19 protein-coding genes are annotated in these 24,087 nt (G+C 32.6%); 15 read left to right on the forward strand and 4 right to left on the reverse strand.

The features are described from left to right. The first annotated feature begins 17 nt into the window (after nt 1-17). The 11 genes from C4S29_RS02010 (at nt 18) to C4S29_RS02060 (ending at nt 11,532) form a co-directional block, all read left to right on the forward strand. Nucleotides 18-560, forward strand: a complete 543-nt coding sequence (locus tag C4S29_RS02010) for an RNA polymerase sigma factor (RefSeq protein ID WP_103912453.1) — start codon at nt 18-20, stop codon at nt 558-560. Continuing rightward, nucleotides 550-1,242, forward strand: a complete 693-nt coding sequence (locus C4S29_RS02015) for a hypothetical protein (protein WP_103912454.1) — start codon at nt 550-552, stop codon at nt 1,240-1,242. Before C4S29_RS02010 ends, C4S29_RS02015 begins: the two co-directional genes overlap by 11 nt. A 25-nt stretch (nt 1,243-1,267) precedes the next feature. After that, entirely contained in the window at nt 1,268-2,365 is a 1,098-nt protein-coding gene (locus C4S29_RS02020) for a porin family protein (RefSeq protein ID WP_103912455.1), read from the forward strand. 50 nt (nt 2,366-2,415) lie between these two features. After that, nucleotides 2,416-2,832: a hypothetical protein gene (locus tag C4S29_RS02025; protein ID WP_233740463.1), complete on the forward strand. Its 417-nt coding sequence runs from the start codon at nt 2,416-2,418 to the stop codon at nt 2,830-2,832. A 116-nt stretch (nt 2,833-2,948) separates the two neighbouring features. Then, the gene (locus C4S29_RS02030) at nt 2,949-4,127 is read left to right on the forward strand and encodes an acetyl-CoA C-acyltransferase (RefSeq protein WP_103912457.1); all 1,179 of its coding nucleotides are present in this window, start codon (nt 2,949-2,951) and stop codon (nt 4,125-4,127) included. 311 nt (nt 4,128-4,438) lie between these two features. Beyond that, nucleotides 4,439-5,875, forward strand: a complete 1,437-nt coding sequence (locus C4S29_RS02035) for an MFS transporter (protein WP_103913013.1) — start codon at nt 4,439-4,441, stop codon at nt 5,873-5,875. A 48-nt stretch (nt 5,876-5,923) separates the two neighbouring features. After that, on the forward strand, nt 5,924-6,787 hold the full coding sequence (locus tag C4S29_RS02040; RefSeq protein WP_103912458.1) for a hypothetical protein: 864 nt from the start codon (nt 5,924-5,926) through the stop codon (nt 6,785-6,787). A 100-nt stretch (nt 6,788-6,887) separates the two neighbouring features. After that, nucleotides 6,888-7,814 (forward strand): mevalonate kinase family protein, encoded by a 927-nt coding sequence (locus tag C4S29_RS02045; protein ID WP_103912459.1) that lies wholly within the window; start codon nt 6,888-6,890, stop codon nt 7,812-7,814. Between the two features lie 17 nt (nt 7,815-7,831). Next, nucleotides 7,832-8,716, forward strand: coding sequence for a UbiA family prenyltransferase (locus tag C4S29_RS02050; RefSeq protein ID WP_103912460.1), 885 nt, complete (start codon nt 7,832-7,834; stop codon nt 8,714-8,716). 204 nt (nt 8,717-8,920) lie between these two features. Further along, nucleotides 8,921-10,450: a 2,3-bisphosphoglycerate-independent phosphoglycerate mutase gene (gene gpmI, locus C4S29_RS02055; RefSeq protein ID WP_103912461.1), complete on the forward strand. Its 1,530-nt coding sequence runs from the start codon at nt 8,921-8,923 to the stop codon at nt 10,448-10,450. A gap of 101 nt (nt 10,451-10,551) precedes the next feature. Next, a complete protein-coding gene (locus C4S29_RS02060) occupies nt 10,552-11,532 on the forward strand; it encodes an acyl-ACP desaturase (protein ID WP_103912462.1) in 981 nt (326 codons plus the stop codon). A gap of 89 nt (nt 11,533-11,621) precedes the next feature. Here the strand turns inward: C4S29_RS02060 and C4S29_RS02065 are convergent, their stop codons facing one another. Genes C4S29_RS02065 through metG form a run of 4 tightly spaced genes read right to left on the reverse strand, consistent with a single transcriptional unit; the run spans nt 11,622 to nt 16,083 of the window. After that, nucleotides 11,622-12,092, reverse strand: coding sequence for an Mpo1 family 2-hydroxy fatty acid dioxygenase (locus C4S29_RS02065; protein WP_103912463.1), 471 nt, complete (start codon nt 12,090-12,092; stop codon nt 11,622-11,624). 2 nt (nt 12,093-12,094) lie between these two features. Continuing rightward, nucleotides 12,095-12,859, reverse strand: a complete 765-nt coding sequence (gene proB, locus C4S29_RS02070; protein ID WP_103912464.1) for a glutamate 5-kinase — start codon at nt 12,857-12,859, stop codon at nt 12,095-12,097. Nucleotide 12,860: 1 nt separating this feature from the next. Continuing rightward, nucleotides 12,861-14,045 (reverse strand): glutamate-5-semialdehyde dehydrogenase, encoded by a 1,185-nt coding sequence (locus C4S29_RS02075; RefSeq protein ID WP_103912465.1) that lies wholly within the window; start codon nt 14,043-14,045, stop codon nt 12,861-12,863. Between the two features lie 4 nt (nt 14,046-14,049). Next, nucleotides 14,050-16,083: a methionine--tRNA ligase gene (gene metG, locus C4S29_RS02080; RefSeq protein ID WP_103912466.1), complete on the reverse strand. Its 2,034-nt coding sequence runs from the start codon at nt 16,081-16,083 to the stop codon at nt 14,050-14,052. 328 nt (nt 16,084-16,411) lie between these two features. Between metG and C4S29_RS02085 the strand changes: the two genes are divergently transcribed. The 4 genes from C4S29_RS02085 to C4S29_RS02100 all read left to right on the forward strand — a co-directional run bounded on the left by C4S29_RS02085 (nt 16,412) and on the right by C4S29_RS02100 (nt 24,055). Beyond that, nucleotides 16,412-19,147: a SusC/RagA family TonB-linked outer membrane protein gene (locus C4S29_RS02085; RefSeq protein WP_103912467.1), complete on the forward strand. Its 2,736-nt coding sequence runs from the start codon at nt 16,412-16,414 to the stop codon at nt 19,145-19,147. A 10-nt stretch (nt 19,148-19,157) separates the two neighbouring features. Continuing rightward, on the forward strand, nt 19,158-20,756 hold the full coding sequence (locus C4S29_RS02090; protein WP_103912468.1) for a RagB/SusD family nutrient uptake outer membrane protein: 1,599 nt from the start codon (nt 19,158-19,160) through the stop codon (nt 20,754-20,756). 20 nt (nt 20,757-20,776) lie between these two features. Further along, nucleotides 20,777-21,820: a SusE domain-containing protein gene (locus tag C4S29_RS02095; protein WP_103912469.1), complete on the forward strand. Its 1,044-nt coding sequence runs from the start codon at nt 20,777-20,779 to the stop codon at nt 21,818-21,820. A 78-nt stretch (nt 21,821-21,898) separates the two neighbouring features. After that, nucleotides 21,899-24,055: a glycoside hydrolase family 97 protein gene (locus tag C4S29_RS02100; protein ID WP_103913014.1), complete on the forward strand. Its 2,157-nt coding sequence runs from the start codon at nt 21,899-21,901 to the stop codon at nt 24,053-24,055. Nucleotides 24,056-24,087: the final 32 nt, after the last annotated feature.

Below are 24,087 nucleotides of genomic sequence, written 5' to 3' on the forward strand. Positions count from 1 at the left end.
CTTATAATTAGAAGACAATGACAAAAGATTTACTACATAGTTTCCAACTCGCAAAAAAACAAGATTCTAAAGCGCAAAAATCGCTTTATGAAGCATTTTCGGGCAAAATGTTGGCAATTGCAAATTCTTACGTAGGAAATATTTACGATGCAGAAGATGTATTGATGAACTCTTTTTTTATTGCTTTCACTAAAATTAATGATTGCAAAACGGCGGAAAGTTTCCCTTTTTGGTTAAGAAAAATTGTCATCAACAATTCGATTGATTTTATTAGAAAAAATAAAAATTTACTTTATTTTAATGATGATTTTGAAAATTTGGAAAATGAAAAAGAGGAAGAATTAAATGAAAACCAATTTATTGACATTAATATAGAAGAAATTTTTGCAGAAATGCCGATTGGCTATAAACTGGTTTTTAATCTTTTCATTTTTGAAAATAAAAAACATTCAGAAATTTCAAAGATTTTAAATATCAACGAAGGAACGAGCAAAAGCCAACTGAATAAGGCGAAAAAATGGCTTATAGAATATTTTAAAAAAGAAAAAGATGCAAAATAATAATTGGAAAACTTTAAAAAAAGATTACGAAAATCTTTCGGTAAAACCTTCGGATGACGTTTGGAAGCGATTGAATAAAGAATTAAATGAAGAAAGTACGAAAGCGGCTTCTCAATTTAATCTAATTAAAATTGCTGCGGCTTTACTTCTATTTTTAACAATTAGTGCGGTTTTTTACTTGAATCAAAAGCAAGAAAATTTCAATAACGATGTAGCGAAGAACACCAAAATTGTCGAAAAAACTACCGCAAAAGAAACCATTGATTTAAAAAAAATTAAAGAAAGAAATCAATTTAAAAGTGAAACAGCAACAATTATTTCGGAAAAAAAATTAGCAAAAGTTACTTTTAAAAACGATGAAAAACCAAAACTAAGTTCCAAATTATCTCCTAATAATTTTAAAAATATAAAAATTGATTCTGGAAATTCAATTAAAAATTTAGCATTGAAACAAAATTTAATATTAAATCCGGAAATTCCAAATGCACAGAAAATAGCAGATGTAAAATACATCAAAGCAGATGAATTGCTTTTCGCACGCGAACTGAATAGAAATAATAACAAAGAAACGATTCAGAAAAAAGAAAAATTAGGTGTTATAAATGTCGATGGAATTAAAAAACCCAAATCTGTTACAATTTTAGGTTTTACCGTTTATTCGGATTCGGTAGATTCAAATTAAAAATAATCAAAATACATATAAAACAATGAAAACCAAACTATTACTAATTTTGGGCTTATCAATCTCGCTCAATTTTTACGCTCAAAACACGCAAACTTTAGAAATGCAAGTTAAAAATTACACTCAAAAAGTTGATAGCATTGTCACTTCTGAAAAAGTGAAAATGAACAAAGAATTAGATATTGTTGACCAAAATTTCGCCAATGGAACTTTAACGGAAGATCAAAAAATAATGCAGAGTAACGCCATTGCAGAAAAATACGAGAAAAGCATTAACGAAAAAGTAAATGCTGAACGAAATTCTTTAGATGAAATTACTAAAAATGCTGTGAAAAAAGCAGTGATAAAAGACGATTATATAATTACAGAAAATAATAAACTGTTTGCAAGTTCTGAAAAAAATTCTGTAATTTCTATTAATTCAAATACTCAAAAAACACCCAAAAATCTTTTAAAAAATAATGATTTATCAGTTTCCTATGCGTTTTTAAATCTAACAAAGAATTCAGGAAGTTTTAATCCATTTGAGACAGATTCTGAAATGAGAATCGGTAATTCCCACAGTTTTGAAATCCAAGCAAGACACGAAAGACAAGTTGGAGGCTTTGAAAGTCCAGTTTTTATAAGATACGGTTTGGCTTACAGAAGCGATACTTATATGCCAAAAAGACCACAAGTTTTTGTTCAAAATAATGATAGACTTTTTCTTCAAGATTATGCAGATGGCAATTTGAAACGTTCAAAATTGCGCAATGTTTATATCACTTTACCTGTAGAATTTCAGTTTGTTTTGAACCCAAAATACACCAATTTTGAAGATGTGAAATATTTAGATGCTACAAAAAAACAATTCAGAATTGGTGTCGGAGTTTATGCAGGTGTAAATACTAGAAGCATTGTAAAAGTAAAATACCACGACGTAAACGGCAAATTCCAAAAATATGATTATACTCTAGATTATGGCGTAAATCCTTTTCTTTTTGGCGGCAAATTAAGCATAAGTTATGGCGGATTTAATATTTTCATTAAAAAAGATTTTACATCAATTTTCAATAGTCATGCTGATTTACCGAATAAAAACGCAATCCAAATAGGAATTGATTTATCAAGTATCAATTTTTAGATTTTTCATAAATAGTTGATTAAAGCGCATTTTTTTAAAATGCGTTTTTTTTGTACTTTGGCGAAAGAGATTTTAACATGAAAATTAGTCAGTTTGTCGCCTTGTTTCTGGTTGTAGCAGGAAGTTTCCTGCCATTGGTTCACATCCCAATTATTGGCAATTGGAATTATTTTAAAATAGATTCTAATCTCGCCTATTCAGTTTGGGGATTTTCTGCCATCGCTTTTTTAGGAATAGTTTTTGACAAAATAAATTTAGTGAGAGTTGCCGCCATAATTCTGCTTATTTTGTTTGCTTTTACAATAGTCGCTGTGAAATTCAAATCTTTGGATTATTTCAGTTTTTTGCCCTTTAAATCTTGGCAAGAATCTTTTGCGGGCATCGTAAAATTAAGTTGGGGTTGGTTTTTAGAATTTTCTGGGGCAATTTTACTTTTAATTTTAAAAAATAAAAAAGAGACCAAATAAATAATATTTTTTTGGAGTAAATTCCGAAAAAAGGAAAGAAGTAGTTAATAAAGAAAAAATAGTAAAACAGATGGATTTAAAATCATCCATCAGCAATCAATAATCAATTTTAAGATATGAAAGAAGTATTTATCGTTTCCGCAGTGCGAACACCAATCGGAAGTTTTCTGGGGAGTTTAGCAGGAATTCCAGCTACAAAATTAGGTTCTATCGCAATAAAAGGTGCTTTAGGTAAAATAAATTTAAGTCCTGAAGAAGTTCAGGAAGTGTATATGGGAAATGTATTGCAAGCCAATGTTGGGCAAGCGCCTGCTCGCCAAGCCGCAATGGGAGCGGGTTTAAATGATTCTACGCCTGCAACAACTATTAATAAAGTTTGTGCTTCTGGGATGAAAGCCGTAATGTTTGCAGCACAATCCATAAAATGTGGCGATGCAGAAGTCATAGTGGCTGGCGGAATGGAAAATATGTCAAAAACCCCACATTATTTAGATGGCAGAAATGGCATAAAATTAGGCGATATAAAAGTATTGGACGGAATTCTTCGAGATGGATTAACCGACGTTTACAGCAAACAACACATGGGAAATTGCGCAGAATTGTGTGCAAAAGATTATCATTTCACCCGAGAAGATCAAGATAATTTCGCAATCGAATCTTATAAACGTGTGGCAAAAGCATCGGAAGATGGAAAATTTAAAGATGAAATTGTTTCCGTAGAAATTCCACAAAGAAAAGGTGAACCAATTATTTTTAGCGAGGATGAAGAATTTAAAAAGGTAAATTTTGAAAAAATTCCTTCTTTGTCGCCAGTTTTCCAAAAAGAAAATGGAACCGTAACTGCTGCAAATGCTTCGCCCATTAATGATGGTGCCTCGGCTTTGGTTTTAATGTCTAGAGAAAAAATGGATGCTCTAAATTTAAAACCTTTGGCAAAAATTATTTCTTATGCAGATGCAGCGCACGAGCCAGAATTTTTTACCACAGCACCCTCAAAAGCACTTCCAAAAGCGTTAGCAAAAGCAAATTTGAAAATTTCTGATGTCGATTTTTTTGAACTAAACGAAGCTTTTTCAGTTGTTGGTTTGGCCAATATTAAAATTTTAGGATTAGATCCGGCAAAAGTAAATGTGAATGGTGGCGCAGTTGCACTCGGGCATCCGCTGGGAAATTCTGGTTCAAGAATTTTGGTTTCTTTGATTAATGTTTTAAAACAAAACAATGGCAAAATCGGTGCTGCAGCAATTTGCAATGGCGGCGGAGGCGCTTCTGCAATGGTCATCGAGTTGATGTAAATATTTTTTTAACGCAAAGCCGCAAAATTTTTTCTTTGAGAATATTTAAGGCGCAAAGTAAATATTGCTTTTCAAAAGTTTATATGACGTCATATTATTTTTTTCGTAATTAACTTTGCGCCTTGTTATAAAGCATTTTTGTTCAAATTTCGCGCCTTTGCGTCTAACCAAAACCGATAAATTTAACCAATCATTAATAAAAAATTAAATCAGAATTCAAACAAATCTTCTATATTTGTCTGAATTCTGATTTATTGATTTAAAAATAAACTAAACCATTGGAAAAACAAATAAAAAATAACCCGAAAATAATGAACGCGTGGGCGCTTTATGATTGGGCAAATTCCGTTTATTCGCTTGTAATTACATCCACTATTTTCCCGATTTATTACAGCACACTTACAACGGCTTATAAGAAAAAAGAATTTATTGCGAGTTCTGGTTTGTGGAAAGAAGTCCCAGTTCCGCACATGATAAAAATTATGGGAACCGCCTATGAACCCGCGGCTTTATTCAGTTTTTCTTTAACTTTATCGTTTTTAATCGTTGTAATTATTTCGCCAATTTTATCCTCTCTAGCAGACACGATTGGAAATAAAAAATCTTTTTTACAATTTTTCTGTTATCTCGGCGCGACTTCTTGCATGGGTCTGGCGATGTTTACGAGCATTAATAATGTGTTTTTAGGATTATTATTTAGCGTTACAGCAAGTGTTGGTTTTTGGGGAAGTTTGGTGTTTTATAATTCCTTTTTGCCCGATATCGCAACGCCAGATAAGCAAGATGCTTTGTCTGCAAAAGGTTATGTTTACGGCTATATTGGTTCCGTGATTTTATTAGTTATTTGCTTATTATTGATTCAAGTGGTTGCTAAAACACCTCACGAAACCGCCATATATACTAGAATTACCTTCTTATTAACTGGCGCTTGGTGGTTTGGTTTTTCACAATATACGTTCAAACATTTGCCGCAATTTGGTTTAATTAAAGATAATTTGCCAAAAGATTTAGTGCTTTTGAATTATAAAAATATCTTTAAAAAGCATGAAGAACACGGCGGTTTTTTTGAAGTTTTTAAAGACAATATTGCATTTTATACTGACATCGCAAAAGAAAGTTTCCGTGAATTATTTAAAGTTGGAAATGATTTATTTAAAAATAGAAATTTAAAGTTTTTTCTGTCTTCTTTTTTCTTTTACAGTGTAGGAATGCAAACCATTTTTTTAATGGCAACTTTATTTGGAACATCAGAGATTTTCACTCGAGAAGAAGACCAGTACAAATTAATCATCACCATTTTAGTGATACAAATTGTTGCGATTTTCGGTGCTTTGGCATTTTCTAAATTATCTAAAATGATTGGCAATAAAAACGTGATTAGTATTGCGGTTTTCATCTGGATTGTTTGCTGTCTTTCTGCTTATTTTTTAAACAAAGAAAACCCAAGAGTAGAATTGCAGTTTTACGTTTTGGCTGGTTTTATTGGTTTGGTAATGGGTGGTTTGCAAGCGATGTCGCGTTCAACATATTCTAAATTATTGCCAGAAGATTCTATGGATAACACGACTTATTTTAGTTTTTATGATGTTTTAGAAAAAATAGCCATTATTTTGGGTTCTTTAATTTTTGGCGTTGTTATTCAGAAATTTCACAATATGCATTATGCATTTATTGGGATGTCGGGTTTCTTTGCGATTGGTTTGGTTTTGATTCGATTTTTGAAGACGAAAAGAGAGGTTTTGGAGTAGTTTGTATTTTTAATTAAACATAATTAAAATTTAAACAGACATTATTTAATGAAACATCATTTTGGAGATTTTTTATTTCGTGAAGATAATTATTGGTCAATAATTCCAAATAGAGATAGATACAAATATTATCTTATTGATGAAATTAGAGATAAGAATTCCGTAAAAATTATCACAATTGGAAAGGATTCAATTAGTTGGAAACAAATTTCTGATTTTCCAAACCTCGAAGAATTAACTTTACACGAACCTACAAAAGAGCAAATTGAATATATTCGTAATTTACAATGTTTAAAAAGATTAAGAATTACGCACGCAAGACCAAAGAATATTGATTTTATTTCAAATCTTTTGAATTTGGAAGAAATTGTATTTGAATATGTTTCGGGTTTTTCAGACCTTTCACCACTTAAGAATCTTAAAAAATTAAAATCTTTACATTTTGAAAACTTAAGAAAAGTATCAGATTTTAGTGGATTAAACGATATTGAAAGTTTAAAATATATTAGAATTGATGGAACTCTTGATTGGAATCAACCAATTGATGATTTTGAATTTATTAAACATTTACCAAACCTTGAAATTCTTTCTTTAGGAGGAATAAATAATAAAACAGAATATCCAGTATTTTTACCATTATTGAAATCAGAAAAACTAAAAAAAATATTGGTAATGAATAATTCATTCCAAACAAAGGAATATGCTTTTTTAGAAATTTTACTTCCAAATGTGGAAGGTTCAAAAAATGAATTATTTCATCATTATAATGGATGGATTGAATTTTTAGGTAAAAAAGCAGGAATGTTTAAAGAAACAAATCCAAATATTATTGATAAGTGTGCTGAATTTAAAAAACTTTATGACTCATTTAAAATTGAAGCAAAAGACTTCTTGAAAAATTATTTTAAATAGAAGGAAAATTTTATTAGAAAATTCATATTTTAGATGAATGATATGAAAAAATCATTAATTCCCCACATATTTCGTATCTTTGCAACGGAAACAACATTATATGACGAATCCTTTATTTTACGCTAAAATTCTTCTCTTCGGAGAATACGGAATTATAGAAGACTCACAAGGTCTTACGGTTCCTTATAGTTTTTATAAAGGTACTTTGAAGTTTTCCGACCTCGATTCTGAGTTTGAAAAAAAATCTAATTCTTCTTTAAAAAAATATTTAGAATATTTAGAAAAAACAGAATTACCAGAAGATTTTAAATTAAACCTAAATTCTTTCAAAAAAGATATTTCTAAGGGTTTGTTTTTTGATTCTAACATACCGCAAGGTTACGGCGTAGGAAGTTCTGGCGCTTTGGTTGCCGCTATTTTTGAAAAATATTCCATCATCAAAAGAACGCTGGAAAGCATTAGCAAAGACGGTTTAAAGAATCTAAAAGTCGTTTTCGGACAATTAGAAAGTTATTTCCACGGAAAAAGTTCTGGGATTGATCCTTTGATTTGTTACATGAATTTGCCCATTCTGATTGAGAATCGTGACAATGTAGATAAAGTTTTGTTTCCTAAAGAAGAAGCCGGCAAAGGCGCTATTTTCTTGATAGATTCTGGTTCCGTGGGCGAAACTGGCCCGATGATTCAGATTTTCTTTGAAAAATTAAAAAACGAAGGTTTCCGCAAGACATTAAAAGAAGAATTTATCCGCTACAACAACGCTTGTATCGATACTTTTTTGAAAAAAGAGATGAATCCTTTCTTTAGAAATTTAAAAAAATTATCTTTTTGGGCATTCGAACATTTCAAACCAATGATTCCTGAAAATATTTGGATGGCCTGGAAAAAAGGTTTAGAATCGAACGCTTATTACTTAAAACTCTGTGGCAGCGGCGGCGGCGGTTATATTTTAGGGTTTGCGAAAGATTACCCAAAAGCAGAAAAAATGCTTCAAGGTTTTGATAAAGAAGTGATTTATAGGTTTTAATTCTAAAATCCTATATTTTGAATAAAAGTCTTTTCTACAGAATTTCCCAGTTTTTTGGCTTTCTTTTGGGCGCAAAAGTATTCGTAACGGCACTTTTGGCATTTGCACTTTACGTTTCCGCTTTTTTTCTTTTTAATCGAGACGAATCTTTTAGAAATTTTGTTTTTGATTATAAAGTTCACGGTTTAATTTTTAGTTCACTTTTTAGCATTCTAGCCGGCGGAATTATCAATCAATTTTATGATAAGGAAAAAGATACCCTTACAAAACCCTTTCGCAGCCGTATTCAAAACTTTTTGAAACAGAAATATTTTCTTTACGCCTACCTTTTTTTAAATTTATTATCACTAGGGATTGCGTCACTTTTATCTTTTAGAATATTTATTTTTCTCTTGGTTTATCAATTTTTGATGTGGTTTTACAGCCATAAATTGAGCAAAATTTTATTTTTAAATAATATCACTTTCGTTGCTTTAACGCTCTATCCATTCTTTGGAATTTTGGTTTATTACCGCACATTTTCCGTAGAAATCGTTTTTTCTGCGCTATTTCTCTTTTTTACGCTACTTATTTTAGATATTTTAAAAGATACTTTAACAAAGAACGCCGATAAAGTTTTTGGCTATTCTACCATTCCAAATATTTTCGGTACTAAAGTGGCTGTTACAAATGTGATATTTCTCATTATTGTTAATATTTTAGTTTCAATGAAAATTATTATTCACAATGGATTAGACAATATTTGGTCTTATTATTTCGCTGCCGGACTTTTTGTTTTTATTTTTTGTATTTATCTATTACTTCGAAATTTTAAAAATTCAAAATTTCTGACTTTAAATCTTCTCAGATTATGGCTTTTTGTCGGTATTTGCGCGATGCTTTTGAATGGAATTTTTCATTAAATTTAAAAAAATATGTTTGTTGATTAAGCAGACTTATTTCTGATTTTTTTTAATTGCACATATATCTTCGTCATTTGAAAAACCTACGAGAGAATAAAATCAAAAATCATTTAGATTTCTTGTTATTAGTTACTAAATTTCTCACTAAATCTTATTATTACCGTTTTCAATTTTGTAAATTTGTTTAAATAAAATATATTTAAAATGTCAAAAAGAGCCATACTTGCCATTCTTGATGGATGGGGTTTGGGATTAAATCCTGAAGTTTCAGCAATTGCAAAAGCAAATACACCATTTATAGATTCTTGTTTAAAGAATTTTCCGAATACCACACTTGAAGCGAGCGGAACAGCCGTTGGTTTGCCAGAGGGCCAAATGGGTAATTCTGAAGTCGGCCACATGAATTTGGGTGCTGGAAGAGTCGTTTATCAAAATTTGGTAAAACTCAATATGGCGGTAGAAAATAATACTTTAGGAAAAGAAAAAGTAATTGTTGATGCCTTTAAATATGCCCAAGAAAATTCTAAAAAAATTCATTTTATCGGTTTAGTTTCAGATGGCGGTGTTCATTCGCACATCAATCACCTAAAAGGTTTGCTTACTGCTGCATCAGAATTTGGTTTAGATAAAAATGTTTTCGTTCACGCATTCACAGATGGTCGCGATTGTGATCCGCATTCGGGGAAAGATTTTATTTCAGAACTTTTAAATCACATGAAAACGACGACTGGGAAATTGGCTTCAGTTGTAGGTAGATATTATGCGATGGATCGTGATAAACGTTGGGAACGCGTAAAATTAGCCTACGATGCGATGGTAAACGGAGTAGGGCTTCAAACTAATAATGTATTAGAAAGTATTCAAAAATCTTATGATGAAGCTATTACAGATGAATTTATAAAACCAATCATAATTGATGGCGAGAACAATTTACCTGTCACAAAAATTGAAAATGGTGACGTTGTTTTTTGTTTTAATTTTCGAACCGATCGTGGCCGTGAAATTACAGAAGTACTTTCGCAAAAGAATTTCCCAGATTTTGGAATGCATAAATTGGATTTGTATTACGTAACGATGACCAATTATGAAAAAGATTTTAAAAATGTAAACGTTGTTTTTGATGAAAATGTTTTGACGGAAACTATGGGCGAAATTTTAGAAAAAAATAACAAAACCCAAATTCGAGTTGCTGAAACTGAAAAATATCCGCATGTTACTTTTTTCTTTTCAGGTGGGCGAGAAGCACAGTTTAAAGGCGAAAGTAGAATCCTTTGTCCAAGCCCAAAAGATGTCCCAACTTATGATTTTAAACCCGAAATGTCGGCGTATGATATTACAGAAAAAATACTTCCCGAAATAGAAAATCAAAGTGCCGATTTTATTTGTTTAAATTTTGCAAACACAGATATGGTGGGACACACAGGCGTTTTTTCAGCCGCTGTAAAAGCCGCGGAAGTTGTGGATTCTTGTATTCAGAAAGTAGCAACAGCCGCTTATGAGCATGGGTATGCTGTTTTTATTTTAGCAGATCACGGCAACAGCGATTTTATGATAAATGAAGATGGAAGCCCGAATACACAACACTCAACCAATTTGGTTCCATTTATCGTGATGGATAAAGACCATACTTGGAATTTAAAACCAGGAAAATTGGGCGATGTTGCACCCACAATTTTGAAAGTGATGAATATTGACATTCCTGAAATAATGACAGGTGATGTTTTGGTATCATAATATTAAAAAGCCAATTTTCGTCAGTTTTAGTAAGAAATAATAAATACTATGCTTTAAATAACATTTAAAGTCTTAATTTTGCAAATCCTTAAAAAATAGAAATGTATAATAAATTAGTGAGGTTAGAAGTAATGAAAGGTTTAGGCAAGGAAGTGGAAAACTTTAAAGCGTCTTACCTTACGCCGACAGAAAAAATATGGCAACCATCAGATTATTTGCCAGATCCAACCTCTGATAGTTTTAGATATGATTTGGAAGAATTACAAAGTTTAGCACAGGAAATGCCTTACGACTTATTTGTAACCTTAATTGGAGACACAATTACCGAAGAAGCATTACCAACTTATGAATCTTGGTTAATGGGTATAGATGGCGTTAATCAGGAAGAAGCAGGATCAGGTTGGGCGAGTTGGATAAGACATTGGACGGCTGAAGAAAACAGACATGGAGATTTACTCAATAAATATCTATACCTCTGTGGGCGAGTTAATATGCGTGAAGTGGAGATTACCACTCAATATTTAATTCAAGATGGTTTAGATATTGGTACTACGATGGATCCTTACAGAAATTTTATTTATACAAGTTTTCAGGAAACTGCTACAAATGTTTCCCACCGAAGAGTAGGGACTTTTGCGAAACAATCTGGCAATAAAAAATTAGCCCAAATGTGCGGTATGATTGCAGCAGATGAAGCAAGACACGCAAAAGCCTATAAAAATTTTGTAACGAGAATTTTAGAACTTGATCCTTCTGAAATGCTTCTGGCTTTTGAAGATATGATGCGAAAAAAAATAGTGATGCCTGCACATTTAATGCGCGAATCTGGGCAACAAGCGGGTGAACTTTGGGGTCATTTTTCTGATGCAGCGCAACGTTGTATGGTTTACACAGGCCAAGATTACATCGATATTTTAGCCGATTTACTAACTGAATGGAAAATTGAACATTTAACTAATTTAACGGAAAAAGCACAAAAAGCACAAGAATATTTAATGAAGCTGCCTTCTAGATTGCAAAAGATAACCGAACGAATTTCGACGCCAGATTTAGAATATCAGTTTAAATGGATCCGATCTTAAATTGTTTTAAATTAAATAAAAGTGTTGATATTTCAGCACTTTTTTTTGTTTAAATTATCCTAATATAAGACTTTTATTTGTTTTGTATTTTAATATTTAATATTCCACTTTTTTAAAATAAAACTTAAAAGCCAAATCGGACCAATTAATAAAAATTGTAAATCCTTCAAAAAACTTGGTTTTTTACCTTCTATTTTGTGACCATAAAATTGACCAATCCAAGAAAGAATAAAAATTATTACAAAAACGAGCCAAGAAGAGGGCAAAGAAATATTGATGTAGTAAATAAAATGTTCAAAAAGCAACATTATGAAAATCATAATTGCAGCAATCTTCCAAGACAATCTGAAATAAAAAATACTTACCAAAGCGATTGCTAATAAACTCACAACACTTATAAAACCGTAATATTTTATCAAAATATGCGGCGATGGAATCAATGAAATAAAACCTAAAATACTAAAGAAAATTAACGGCACGCAAATCCAGTGGATGGTTTTGTTTTTTGGATTTTGGTGGCTTTCTGCATATTCTGCGAAAAGTGAATCTATTTTTTTCATAACTAATTATTATTTGAAAATTTAGTGCAAAGAATTTTTCCTGCTATACAATCTTCTATAAAATTGGAGCGATTTCCGTTTACAATATACATTTCAATGTGGTTTTCAAAGCAAATTTCGGCTGCTTTTATTTTAGAAGTCATGCCGCCTGTTCCTAAGTCTGATGGTTTTTCTTCTATATAATTTTCTATTTCAGATAAGTTTTTAATGGTTCGTATTAATTTTGCGTCCGTATGCAAATGCGGGTTTTTATCGAAAACACCATCAATATCTGATGCTAAGATTAAAGTTTTTGCGCCTAAAATTTCTGCAACTAGCGCAGAAAGTTTATCATTATCACCTAAAATAATTTCTTCTGCCGAGACCGTATCATTTTCATTAATAATCGGGATTACACCAAAATCTAAAAGCGCATTTATGGTATTTTTTGTGTTTTCTTTGGTAATTTCCTTTTTAAAATCGTGATAAGTTAGCAAACATTGTGCTACTTGCAGACCAAAACTGCTAAAAACTTCATCATAAATTTTCATTAATTTTGGCTGCCCGATTGCAGATAAGGCCTGTTTACTAATGGTAGATTTATAACCTTTAATATCAATAATTTGCCTTGCGGTTGCTATGGCACCAGATGATACTATGATGATATCATATTCCTTTTGCAACTTGGTAATTTGTCTTGCTAAATCTTCAATTTTGCCAAAAGATATTCGGTTTGTTCCCGCTGTTAAAGTGGAAGAACCAATTTTCACAACAATTTTTTTTTTCATGTTACCTGATTTGTCCGTCACCGGAAATAAACCATTTATTAGTGGTAAGTTGATGGATTCCCAATGGTCCTCTAAAATGTAATTTTTGCGTACTAATTGCAATTTCTCCACTTAAACCAAATTCTCCGCCATCCGTAAATCTTGTGGAAGCATTGTGGTAAACGGCGCCACAATCTACCTCATTTTGAAATTTTAGCGCGGTTTCTTTATTTTTTGTGACAATAACTGCAGAATGACCGCCCGAATTTTCATTAATAATTTCTATGGAATTTTCTAGTGAATCACTCAATAAAATTACAATTTTGTGAGATAAAAATTCTTCTTTTAAAATAGAAACATCTTCAATGATTTCTAAATCTAAATTAAAATTTTTAAAACTTCCAAAACCAAAAACTTTCAACTTATTTTCTTGTAAAAATGCAATTAATTCTATTAATTTTTCTTTCAGATTAGGCAATTTTTCATCTACAATTATCTTGTCTAAAGCGTTGCAAACGCTTATTCTAGATTTTCCGTTGAGAATGATGGATTTTGCCATTTCAAAATCTGCTTCTTGATCTATTAACAAAAAATTGTTTCCTCTACCGCTTACTAAAACAGGAATATTTGAATTTTTCTTTACAAAATCAATCAAAACATCGCCGCCTCTTGGTATTATTAAATCTGCTTTATAAGTGTTTTCAGAAATAATTTCTTGAATTTTTTCTCGGCTTACATCCAAATAAATCACAAAATCTTCTGAAATATTATTTGAAATTAATGCTTTATGCCAAAGTTTTACTAAAAATAAATTACTGTGTAAAGCTTCTTTTCCACCTTTCAGAATAATCTTATTTCCAGATTTAAAAGCCATTACAGACGCTTCAATCGTTACATCTGGGCGAGATTCATAAATGATGAAAATTTTGCCAAAAGGGACAATCCTGTTTTCAATTTGCAAACCATTTTCATGCTGAAATTTGTAGAGTGTTTTGCCAACATTATCTTCTTCATTCATGGCATTTTCTACGCAAGCAATCATGCTTTTTACTTTACTTTCATCTATTTTTAGCCTGTCAAAAAGTGCTAAATCTCTTCTGTCACAAAGTTCTAGATCTTTCTTATTTTCAGAAATAATATTTGCAGAATTTTCTCGCAATAATTTTGCAAGAGATTTTAAAACAGAATTTTTTTTGGATGAATTCATTATTTTATCCTATTTCTATTCCGTTTTCTACCTTAACTTCTGGCGATACAAATGCTAATTTTCCGTCTTCTTTTGTAGTTAAAAGCAACATGCCTTGAGATTCTATCCCACGGATTTTTCTCGGTGCAAGATTGGCCAAAATCATCACCTGTTTCCCAACGCATTCTTCGGGTGTGAAACTTTCCGCAACACCCGAAACCACGGTTCTTACATCAATTCCAGTATCGACAGAAAATTTTAATAATTTGTCTGCTTTTTCTACTTTTTCTGCAGTTAAAATCGTCGCTGTTCTTAGGTCTATTTTAGTAAAATCATCAAATTGAATTTCCTCTTTCATCGGTTTTGCGTTAATGTTTGTTTTCTTGTTATTTTGTTTGGTCGCTTCTAATTTCTGAATTTGAAATTCAATGGTTTCATCTTCTATTTTAGAAAATAAAAGCGAGGCTTCATTTATTTTATGTCCTGTTTTTAAAAGCACTTTTTCGCTTTCAATTTCTTGCCAAGTTAGTTTTTCAGAATTAAACATTTTCATTAATTTTTCTGAACTAAACGGTAAAAATGGTTCACAAATTTGGGCTAATCCTGCGGCGATTTGTGCAGCAACGAATAAAGAATTTGCTGCTTTTTCTGGATCGGTTTTAATGCTTTTCCAAGGCTCTTCAATCTGTAAATATTGGTTTCCGAAACGTGCTAAATTCATCATTGCAGACAAAGCATTTCTAAATTCAAATTTGGTTAAAAAAGTATTTACTTCTTTTGCAGATTTAGAAATTTCATTTAATTCCGTGGCATTTTCGTTTCCTGAAGGAATTATGCCGTCGTAATATTTATTAATTAAAACCACTACACGGTTGATAAAATTCCCAAAAATTCCCACTAATTCAGAATTATTTTTGGTTTGAAAATCTTTCCAAGTGAAGTTATTATCTTTTGTTTCTGGCGCCGAAGAAAGCAATGCGTAACGCAAAACATCTTGTTGCCCAGGAAATTCTTCTACATATTCATTTGCCCAAACAGCCCAATTTCTAGAGGTGGAAATTTTATCGTTTTCAAGATTTAAAAATTCAAAAGCGGGTACATTTTTAGGCATTTTATAATCGCCATAGGCTTTCATCATTGATGGAAAAATAATGCAATGAAAAACAATATTGTCTTTCCCAATAAAATGTATGATTTCAGAATCATCACTTTGCCAATAATCTTTCCAGTTTTTTCCATTTTTTTCTGCCCATTCTTGAGTGAAAGAAATGTAGCCAATTGGCGCATCAAACCAAACGTAAAGTACTTTTCCTTCGGCATTTGGCAGTGGAACAGGAACGCCCCAATTTAAATCTCGCGTCATTGCACGAGGTTTTAAACCTTCATTTAACCAAGATTTTACTTGCCCATAAACATTGGATTTCCAATCGTCTTTATGGCCTTCTATAATCCATTTATTTAAAAAATCTTCGTAGTCATTTAAAGGTAAATACCAGTTTTTTGTTTCTTTTAAAATAGGGCTATTTCCGCTCAACATAGAGCGCGGATTTATTAATTCTGATGGTGAAAGGGTAGAGCCACAATTTTCACATTGGTCACCGTATGCGTTTTCATTGCCACAATTTGGGCAAGTTCCAACAATATATCGATCTGCTAAGAATTCTCCGGCTTCTTCATCAAAATATTGTTCAGAAATTTCTTCGGTAAATTTTCCTTTATCATATAAAATTGTAAAGAAATCTTGTGAAACTTCACGGTGTTTTGGTGAGGTTGTTCTGGAATATTCATCGAAAGAAATACCTAAATCTGCAAATGATTTTTTTATAATTCCGTGGTATTGATCTACAATATCTTGGGGCGACACGCCTTCTTTTTTTGCTCGGATGGTAATTGGAATACCGTGCTCATCGGAGCCGCATATAAAAGCGACCTCTTTGCCCATTCTGCGCTCGAATCTTGCATAAACATCGGCGGGAATATATACACCTGCGAGATGGCCAATATGAACAGGTCCGTTAGCGTATGGAAGTGCGGCGGTAATTAATCTTTTTTCTGACATTTTTTTTGTAATTTACGGTGCAAATATAGGGAATGTGGCAAAATTTCACACTATAATTTCAATGTCCTGTCTTAATGTGGGACAATAATCATTTTTTGTTAAACAAATGTTTAATTGAATGTTAAAATTAATTCAATTTAAGTTTTTTAATATAATTTTTAATATAAGTTAAGTATTTGAATTATAATAGGTTAATAGTATTTGATACGATAATTTCTAAAATAAATTAACATAATTAAAATAATTTTATAATAATTATATATTAATTAAATTTGAACTGTACGGAAGCGTATGATAACATTAATATTAATCCTTAAATTTATTTTTTGTGAGAAACTATAATACAGTTTTGAAAGTTGCACCAGCGTTTTTGTTGTTGGGTGCAATGTTTAGTGCACAAACCACAGACTCAATCGGAAAAGAAAAAAAGATTGAAGAGGTAGTGCTAATTGGTTACGGTAAACAGAAAAAGTCTGATCTCACGGGATCGATCACTTCAATTACTTCGAAAGATTTTAACGGTGGTGCTTCTACGGCTGCGCAATTAATCCAAGGGAAAACACCGGGTGTACAAATTACAACTAATAGTGGTGCGCCAGGTTCTGGTTCACAGATTAGAGTGAGAGGAACTTCTTCATTAAGTGCTAACAATTCACCATTGATAGTGATTGATGGTGTGCCGCAAGATTTTGCAGGTATCAATGGAGGTGCAGATCCTTTGTCACTTATTAATCCAAATGATATTGCCACTTTTAATATTTTAAAAGATGCGTCGGCAACAGCGATTTATGGTAACCGTGCTACAAATGGTGTAATTTTAATTACTACTAAGAGAGGAACATCTGGAAGACTAAAAGTTGATTTTTCTACTGTGGCATCTGTTTCGGAAAAAATGGGTAATGTGGATGTTTTAAGTGCAGATGATTTTAGAAGTTTTGTTAACGCAAATGCAAGCGCATCTTATAAGGCACGACTTGGAACTGCTGACACGAATTGGCAAGATCAAATTTACCAACAAGCTTGGGGTACTGATAACAACTTAGCATTGTCTGGAGGTCTAAAATGGTTGCCTTACAGATTATCTTTGGGCTACAACGATCAAAATGGTATTGTGAAAACTAATACTTTTAGAAGAACATCAGCTGGTTTAAATTTGAACCCTACATTCTTTGATAAACATTTAAGAGTAGATGTTGCTTTAAAGGGAACTTATACGGATAATAGATTTGCTGACGGTGGTGTTATAAATGCTGCTACTTATTTTGATCCTACACAACCTGTTTATTCAGGAAATTCAAACTACGGTGGTTTTTACGAACATCTATTAAATGGAGGTTTAAATGTGAATGGAACTGCAAATCCACTTTCTACATTGCAAGCAATTCGTGATATTTCTTCTGTTTATAGAGGTTTAGGTAATATTCAATTGGATTACAAAGTTCATTTCTTGCCAGATTTACACATCAATGTTAATGCAGGATATGATTATACTAAAGGCGAAGGTCATAAAACTGTAGATGGTAATTTGCGTGCTGGTTATTTTAATGGAGGAAGTTCTTCTACTTATTCGCAAGAAAAAAAGAACAAATTGCTAGAAACTTTCTTTAATTACACAAAAGATATTGCAGCAATTAGTACCAAAGTAGATTTAACAGGAGGATACTCTTACCAAGATTTTGAAACTAGCACACCAAGTACTTATACAACTTTAGGAAATCCACCAGCAGATTATAATCCTTATTCACTTGCAAGCAAAACGGGTTACACATTAGTATCTTTCTATGGTAGAGGTATTTTTACTATTGCTGATAAATATGTACTTTCTGCATCGTTAAGAAGAGACGGTTCTTCTAGATTCTATAATGGTACTACCAATAATCTTTATGGAACATTTTACGGTTTTTCTGGAGCATGGAAAATTAGCGACGAAAAATTCTTGAAGGATAGCAAAGTAGTAAGTAATTTAAAACTGCGCGGTGGATATGGTCTTACAGGTAACCAAGAGATTAATTCGGGAGATTTTCCAGCCTTTGCTAGTTACAACTTAAGTGGACCTGGCGCACAATATCAATTTGGCGGAAGTTTCTACAATTTCTACAGACCAAATATTTACAATCCAAATCTTAAGTGGGAAACAGCCACTACTAAAAATTTAGGTTTAGATTTTGGCTTTTTGAACGATAGAATTACTGGTTCAGTTGATATTTACGAAAAAGATACAAAAGATTTGATTGGTCAAGTTATCGTTGCTGCAGGGGATTTAAGTAACCAAAATATCTTAAATATAGGAAATATGAATAATAAAGGAATCGAAGGTTCCATAAATTTCGTACCTATTAAAAACGAAACTGTGAGATGGGATCTTGGTTTTAACGCGACACACTACAATCCAATTGTAACGAAATTACAAGAAAGAGCAGACGACACTTATAATATTCCTGTTGGAGGCATTTCTGGGGGTGTTGGTAACACTATTCAAGCACATGCTGTTGGATACAACCCCTATTCATTTTATGTATACCAGCAGGTATATGATGCAAACGGAAAACCACTAGATGGCGTATATGTAGATAGAAATGGTGATGGTAACATCACAGCGGCTGATAAATATTTCTATAAATCTACAACTCCAGATGCAATTTTAGGTTTTAATACAAAAGTATCATACAAAAATTGGGATTTATCTATGAGTGGACGTGCTGTTTTAGGAAACTATGTTTACAATAACGCAGCTTCAAACAGTTCTATCCAATCTGCTACTACAAACGACTTTTTGCAAAATGTTTACAGTAGTGCTGTTAATTACAGATTCCAGAGCCCACAATATTTCTCTGATATTTTTATAGAAAATGCATCATTTTTTAGATTAGATAATATTAATATAGGATATAATTTTAAAGATATTTTATCTACTAAAGGAAACATGAGAGTTTATGCAATGGCTCAAAATGTTTTCGTAATCACAAAATACTCAGGCGTAGATCCTGAAGTATTTAATGGTATTGATAATGGGTATTATCAATTACCACATGTATATTCACTCGGATTTAACTTTCAATTTTAAATAATAAAAAATGAAATCAAATAAAATAAAATTTAGTCGCATTGTTGTTGCTCTTTCAGCAGTAGCTTTGTTAAGCCTAGGTTCATGTGTGAAAGATCTTGAAAGAGAGCCAATTACAGATGTAACCTCCGCAAGTGTATTTGCAGATTTTGCAAATTATCCTAATGCTTTAGCCAAACTTTATGGAGGTTTAGCTGTGGGCGGCCAAACCGCTGCAGATGGCTCGCCAGATGTAGCCGGTATCGACGGTGGTTTTTCCAATTACATGAGACAAATGTACACAATGAATGTATTGACTACTGACGAAGCCGTAATCGCATGGAATGATGGAACTTTGCAAACTATGCACAGAATGACATGGGATTCATCAAATGAATTCATTGGAGCAATGTATTACCGTATCTTTACAGAAATTGCATTTTGTAATGAATTTTTAAGAAATACTACAGATGAAAAATTGGCATCCAATAATATTACTGGTGATAACCTTGCAAAAGCAAAAGTAATGCGAGGAGAAGCGAGATTTATCAGAGCGCAATCTTACGAGCACGCTTTAGATTTGTTTGGTAATGTTCCATTTGTAACAGAAGATAATTTACCAGGTTCTACAACGCCACCGGCAAGAATTACAAGAGCAGATCTTTTTAAATTTGTAGAATCAGAACTAATCGCTTCAGCTGATGAAATGGCTCCTGCGCGTACAAACGTATATGGGCATGCAGATCAAGCAGCCGCATGGTCTCTTTTAGCAAGATTATATTTGAATGCTAAAGTATATACTGGAACTGATAGAAGCACAGATTGTATTACATATTGTAAAAAAGTTATCGCAGCCGGATATAAGTTGAATCCTGTATATCAAAATTTATTTTTAGCGGATAATAATTTAAATAATAATGAGCAAATTTTCTCCATCAATTATGACGGTGTACATACACAAACTTACGGTGGAACTACTTATATGGTTCATGCCGCAATAGGTGGTAGCATGCCTGCATCGCAATTTGGTGTAAATGGAGGTTGGGGTGGCCTTAGAACTACTCAAGCTTTCGTAGATAAATTCCCAGCAAATGGAGCAGATAAAAGAGGAAATTTTTATACAGATGGACAAAGTAAAGAAATTAACGATTTAGGATCATTTACTGACGGTTACGCATTTATTAAATATAAAAATGTAACAAGTACAGGCGCTGCAGGTTCTGATAATTCTGGCAACTTTGTAGATGCAGATATGCCAATTTATAGACTTGCAGATATCTACTTAATGTATGCTGAAGCCGTTTTACGTGGTGGCACAGGTGGAGATATGGCAACTGCAGTAGGCTATGTAAATGCTTTAAGAGAAAGAGCCTATGGAAATACTTCTGGCGACGTTTCTTCAATTAATCTAGATTTTATTTTAGATGAAAGATCAAGAGAACTAAGCTGGGAACTTACTAGAAGAACAGATCTTATACGTTTTGGAAAATTTACTACAGGCGCTTATTTATGGCCTTGGAAAGGAGGAGTAAAAGAAGGAAAAGCTGTAGAAGATTTTAGAAATCTAATGCCAATTCCTGCTAAAGATATTATTGCAAATCCAAACTTGGTACAAAACCCAGGTTACTAATCATTAATCTAATATTTATAATGAAAAATTTTTTAAAATTAAGTTTTGCTGCATTGATTAGTTTTTTACTATTCTCCTGCACAAAAAATGAAGATATGGCGGTGTTAACTTCTACCACGCCAAGTTCTTTAACGAGCAGTAAATCTGCAATAGTTTTATCGAAAGACAATGCTGCAAATGAAGCTGTAGCATTTAGTTGGACTAATCCAAGTGCAAACACAAAAATTGCATACAACAACCAACTGCAATTGGCTGTAAAAGGGACTAATTTTGCAAATCCTAAAAACGTAGATCTTGGAAAAGATGTAAATAAAATTTCCTACAACGTTCAAGATTTTAATGCAATTATGCTTGGTTTAGGCCTTCCTTTGGATGGTTCAGCTACAGATGTAGAAGCGAGAGTAAAATCAACAGTATATTCTTTAGACGGCTCTGCAACAGAGTTACCTGCGCCTGTTTACTCATCAGTGTTGAAACTAACAGTTACGCCTTATGCATTAGTATCTTACCTTTATGCGCCAGGTGCATATCAAGGTTGGAATCCACCAACAGCAAACACTTTAACGTCTGCTACAAGTAATGGTATTTATATTGGATATATTAATTTCACAGATCCAAACTCTGAATTTAAAATCACTCCACTAAGAAACTGGGATAATAGTTATGGCTCTACTGGCGGTAATAATATTACTTACAATGGTGGCGATAATTTGAAAGCACCAAATGCTGGTACGCAGAAATTAACGGTAGATTTAAACGCTATGACATACACTTTAGCGCCTTATTCTTGGGGTATTATAGGTTCAGCTACACCAAATGGCTGGAACGATCCAGATACAAATATGGTTTGGAATGATACAACAGGAATGTGGGAAATTACAATAGCACTAGTGGCTGGCGATATTAAATTCCGTTTAAACGATGGTTGGGACACCAACTTTGGTGATGATGGAAATAATGGCAGTTTAGAGCCTGGAGGTGCAAATATTCCAATCACAGATCCAGGTACTTATAAAATTTCTTGTGATTTTGTAAACCAAACATGGACGAAAACTAAATTGTAGTTTTTGGATCAAATTAAATTTCAAAACTGTTGCTTTATAGCAGCAGTTTTTTTAATTTTAAATATTATTAAATTTATTATGAAAAAATTCTGGCTTTTTGCACTTATTTTTTTAATTGCAACTTCTTTATTTAATGCCCAAACTTTAAAATCTCCTGATGGAAAATTTCAGATGGATTTTAGTTTAAAAAATGGCGTTCCCTATTACAATTTATCTTACCTAGGAAAAACCGTTGTTGAAGACTCAAAATTAGGCTTGAGACTGTTAAAAGATGGAGATATTAAATTTGCCTCCGAGATTGACAGCAAGGAAAACCAAGGTAAAAACTTAAATGATGGCTTCGTAAAAACCGCCGAAAAAACAGATTCTAAAAATGAAACTTGGCAACCCGTTTTAGGTGAGAAAAAAAATTATATTAATAATTATAATGAACTAGCAGTAACACTTACTCAACCATCAAATGATCGATATATTATTATAAAATTTCGCCTATTTAATGATGGTTTAGGCTTTAGATATGAATTTCCGCAACAAAAAAACTTAAATTATTTCGTCATAAAAGAAGAAGATTCAGAAATTAATTTTCCGACCGACATGAAAGCTTGGTGGCTCGCAGGAGATTACGATTCTGAGGAATACCAAACTCAGACTTCAAATATATCAGAAATACCAAAACTTTGGCCTACAAGTTATGATGGAAATGCCTCCCAAACTTTAATAAAAAATGCTGTTCAAATGCCTTTAATGCTGAAAAAAGAAGGAAAAGAACCACTTTATATTAACCTTTCGGAAGCGGCATTAATTAATTATTCAGCGGCAAATTTAGATGTAGATGCAAAAAATTTCAGTTTTAAAACACATCTTACACCAGATGCGCAAGGTGCGAAAGGCTATATTCAGACGCCCGCAGTTTCACCATGGCGTACAATTATAGTTTCTCCAAAAGCCGAAAATATTTTAGCCTCAAAAATGATTTTTAATCTAAACGAACCCACAAAATACAAAGACACTTCTTGGATTCACCCTACAAAATTTATGGGCGTTTGGTGGGAAATGATTATCGGAAAATCACAATGGGCTTATTCTACCGCAGATAATGTTCATATTGGCATTACAGATTTTTCAAAATTAACACCAAACGGAAAACATGCTGCCAACAACGAAAAAGTAAAAAAATATATAGATTTTGCCGCTGCAAATGGCTTTGATGCTTTGCTAATTGAAGGTTGGAATATTGGTTGGGAAGATTGGTTTGGCCATAGCAAAGAATTTGTTTTCGATTTTATCACGCCATATCCAGATTTCGATTTGCCAATGTTGAACGATTACGCCCATTCAAAAGGCATCAAATTAATCATGCACCACGAAACTTCTGGCTCTGCAACCAATTACGAAAGATGGGCACCAAAAGCGTTCGATTTAATGAATAAATACGGTTACGATGCCGTAAAAACCGGGTATGTAGGAAATATTATTCCACGTGGCGAACACCATTTTTCACAATGGATGATTAATCATTACCAAAGAATTGTAGATTTAGCAGCAGAACACCACATTATGGTAGATTCTCATGAATCCATTCGCCCAACAGGTTTAAACCGAACTTATCCCAATTGGATTGCCGCAGAAGCCGCTCGAGGAACAGAATTTGAAGCATTTGGCGGAAATAATCCAGATCACCAAACCATTTTACCTTTCACAAGATACATGGGCGGACCAATGGATTACACACCCGGAATTTTCCAAACACAATTAAACTATTATTTTCCTGGCGACAAAAGATTTGTTAAAACCACTTTAGCAAAACAATTGGCTTTGTACGTTGTAATGTACTCTCCGCTTCAAATGGCAGCAGATTTACCAGAAAATTATGAAAAACACATGGATGCTTTTCAGTTCATAAAAGACGTCGCTTTAGATTGGGATGACACCAAAATTTTGGCCGCAGAACCAGGCGATTATATCCACACTGCAAGAAAAGCAAAAGGAACAGACAATTGGTTCGTAGGTGGAATTACCGATGAAAACGCAAGAGATTATACTGTAGATTTTTCATTTTTAGATCCTAACAGAAAATACGAAGCAACAGTTTACGAAGATGGAAAAGATGCAGATTATATCAACAATCCTCAATCTTATCACATTTATAAAAAAATAATTACCAGCAAAACAAAATTGCCAATGCACCTTGTAAGAAGCGGTGGTTACGCCATTTCTGTGAAACCAGTAAAATAATTTATCAAACCTCATAGGTTTTAAAAACCTAT

Source organism: Halpernia humi (assembly GCF_900108025.1).
Classification (GTDB): domain Bacteria; phylum Bacteroidota; class Bacteroidia; order Flavobacteriales; family Weeksellaceae; genus Halpernia; species Halpernia humi.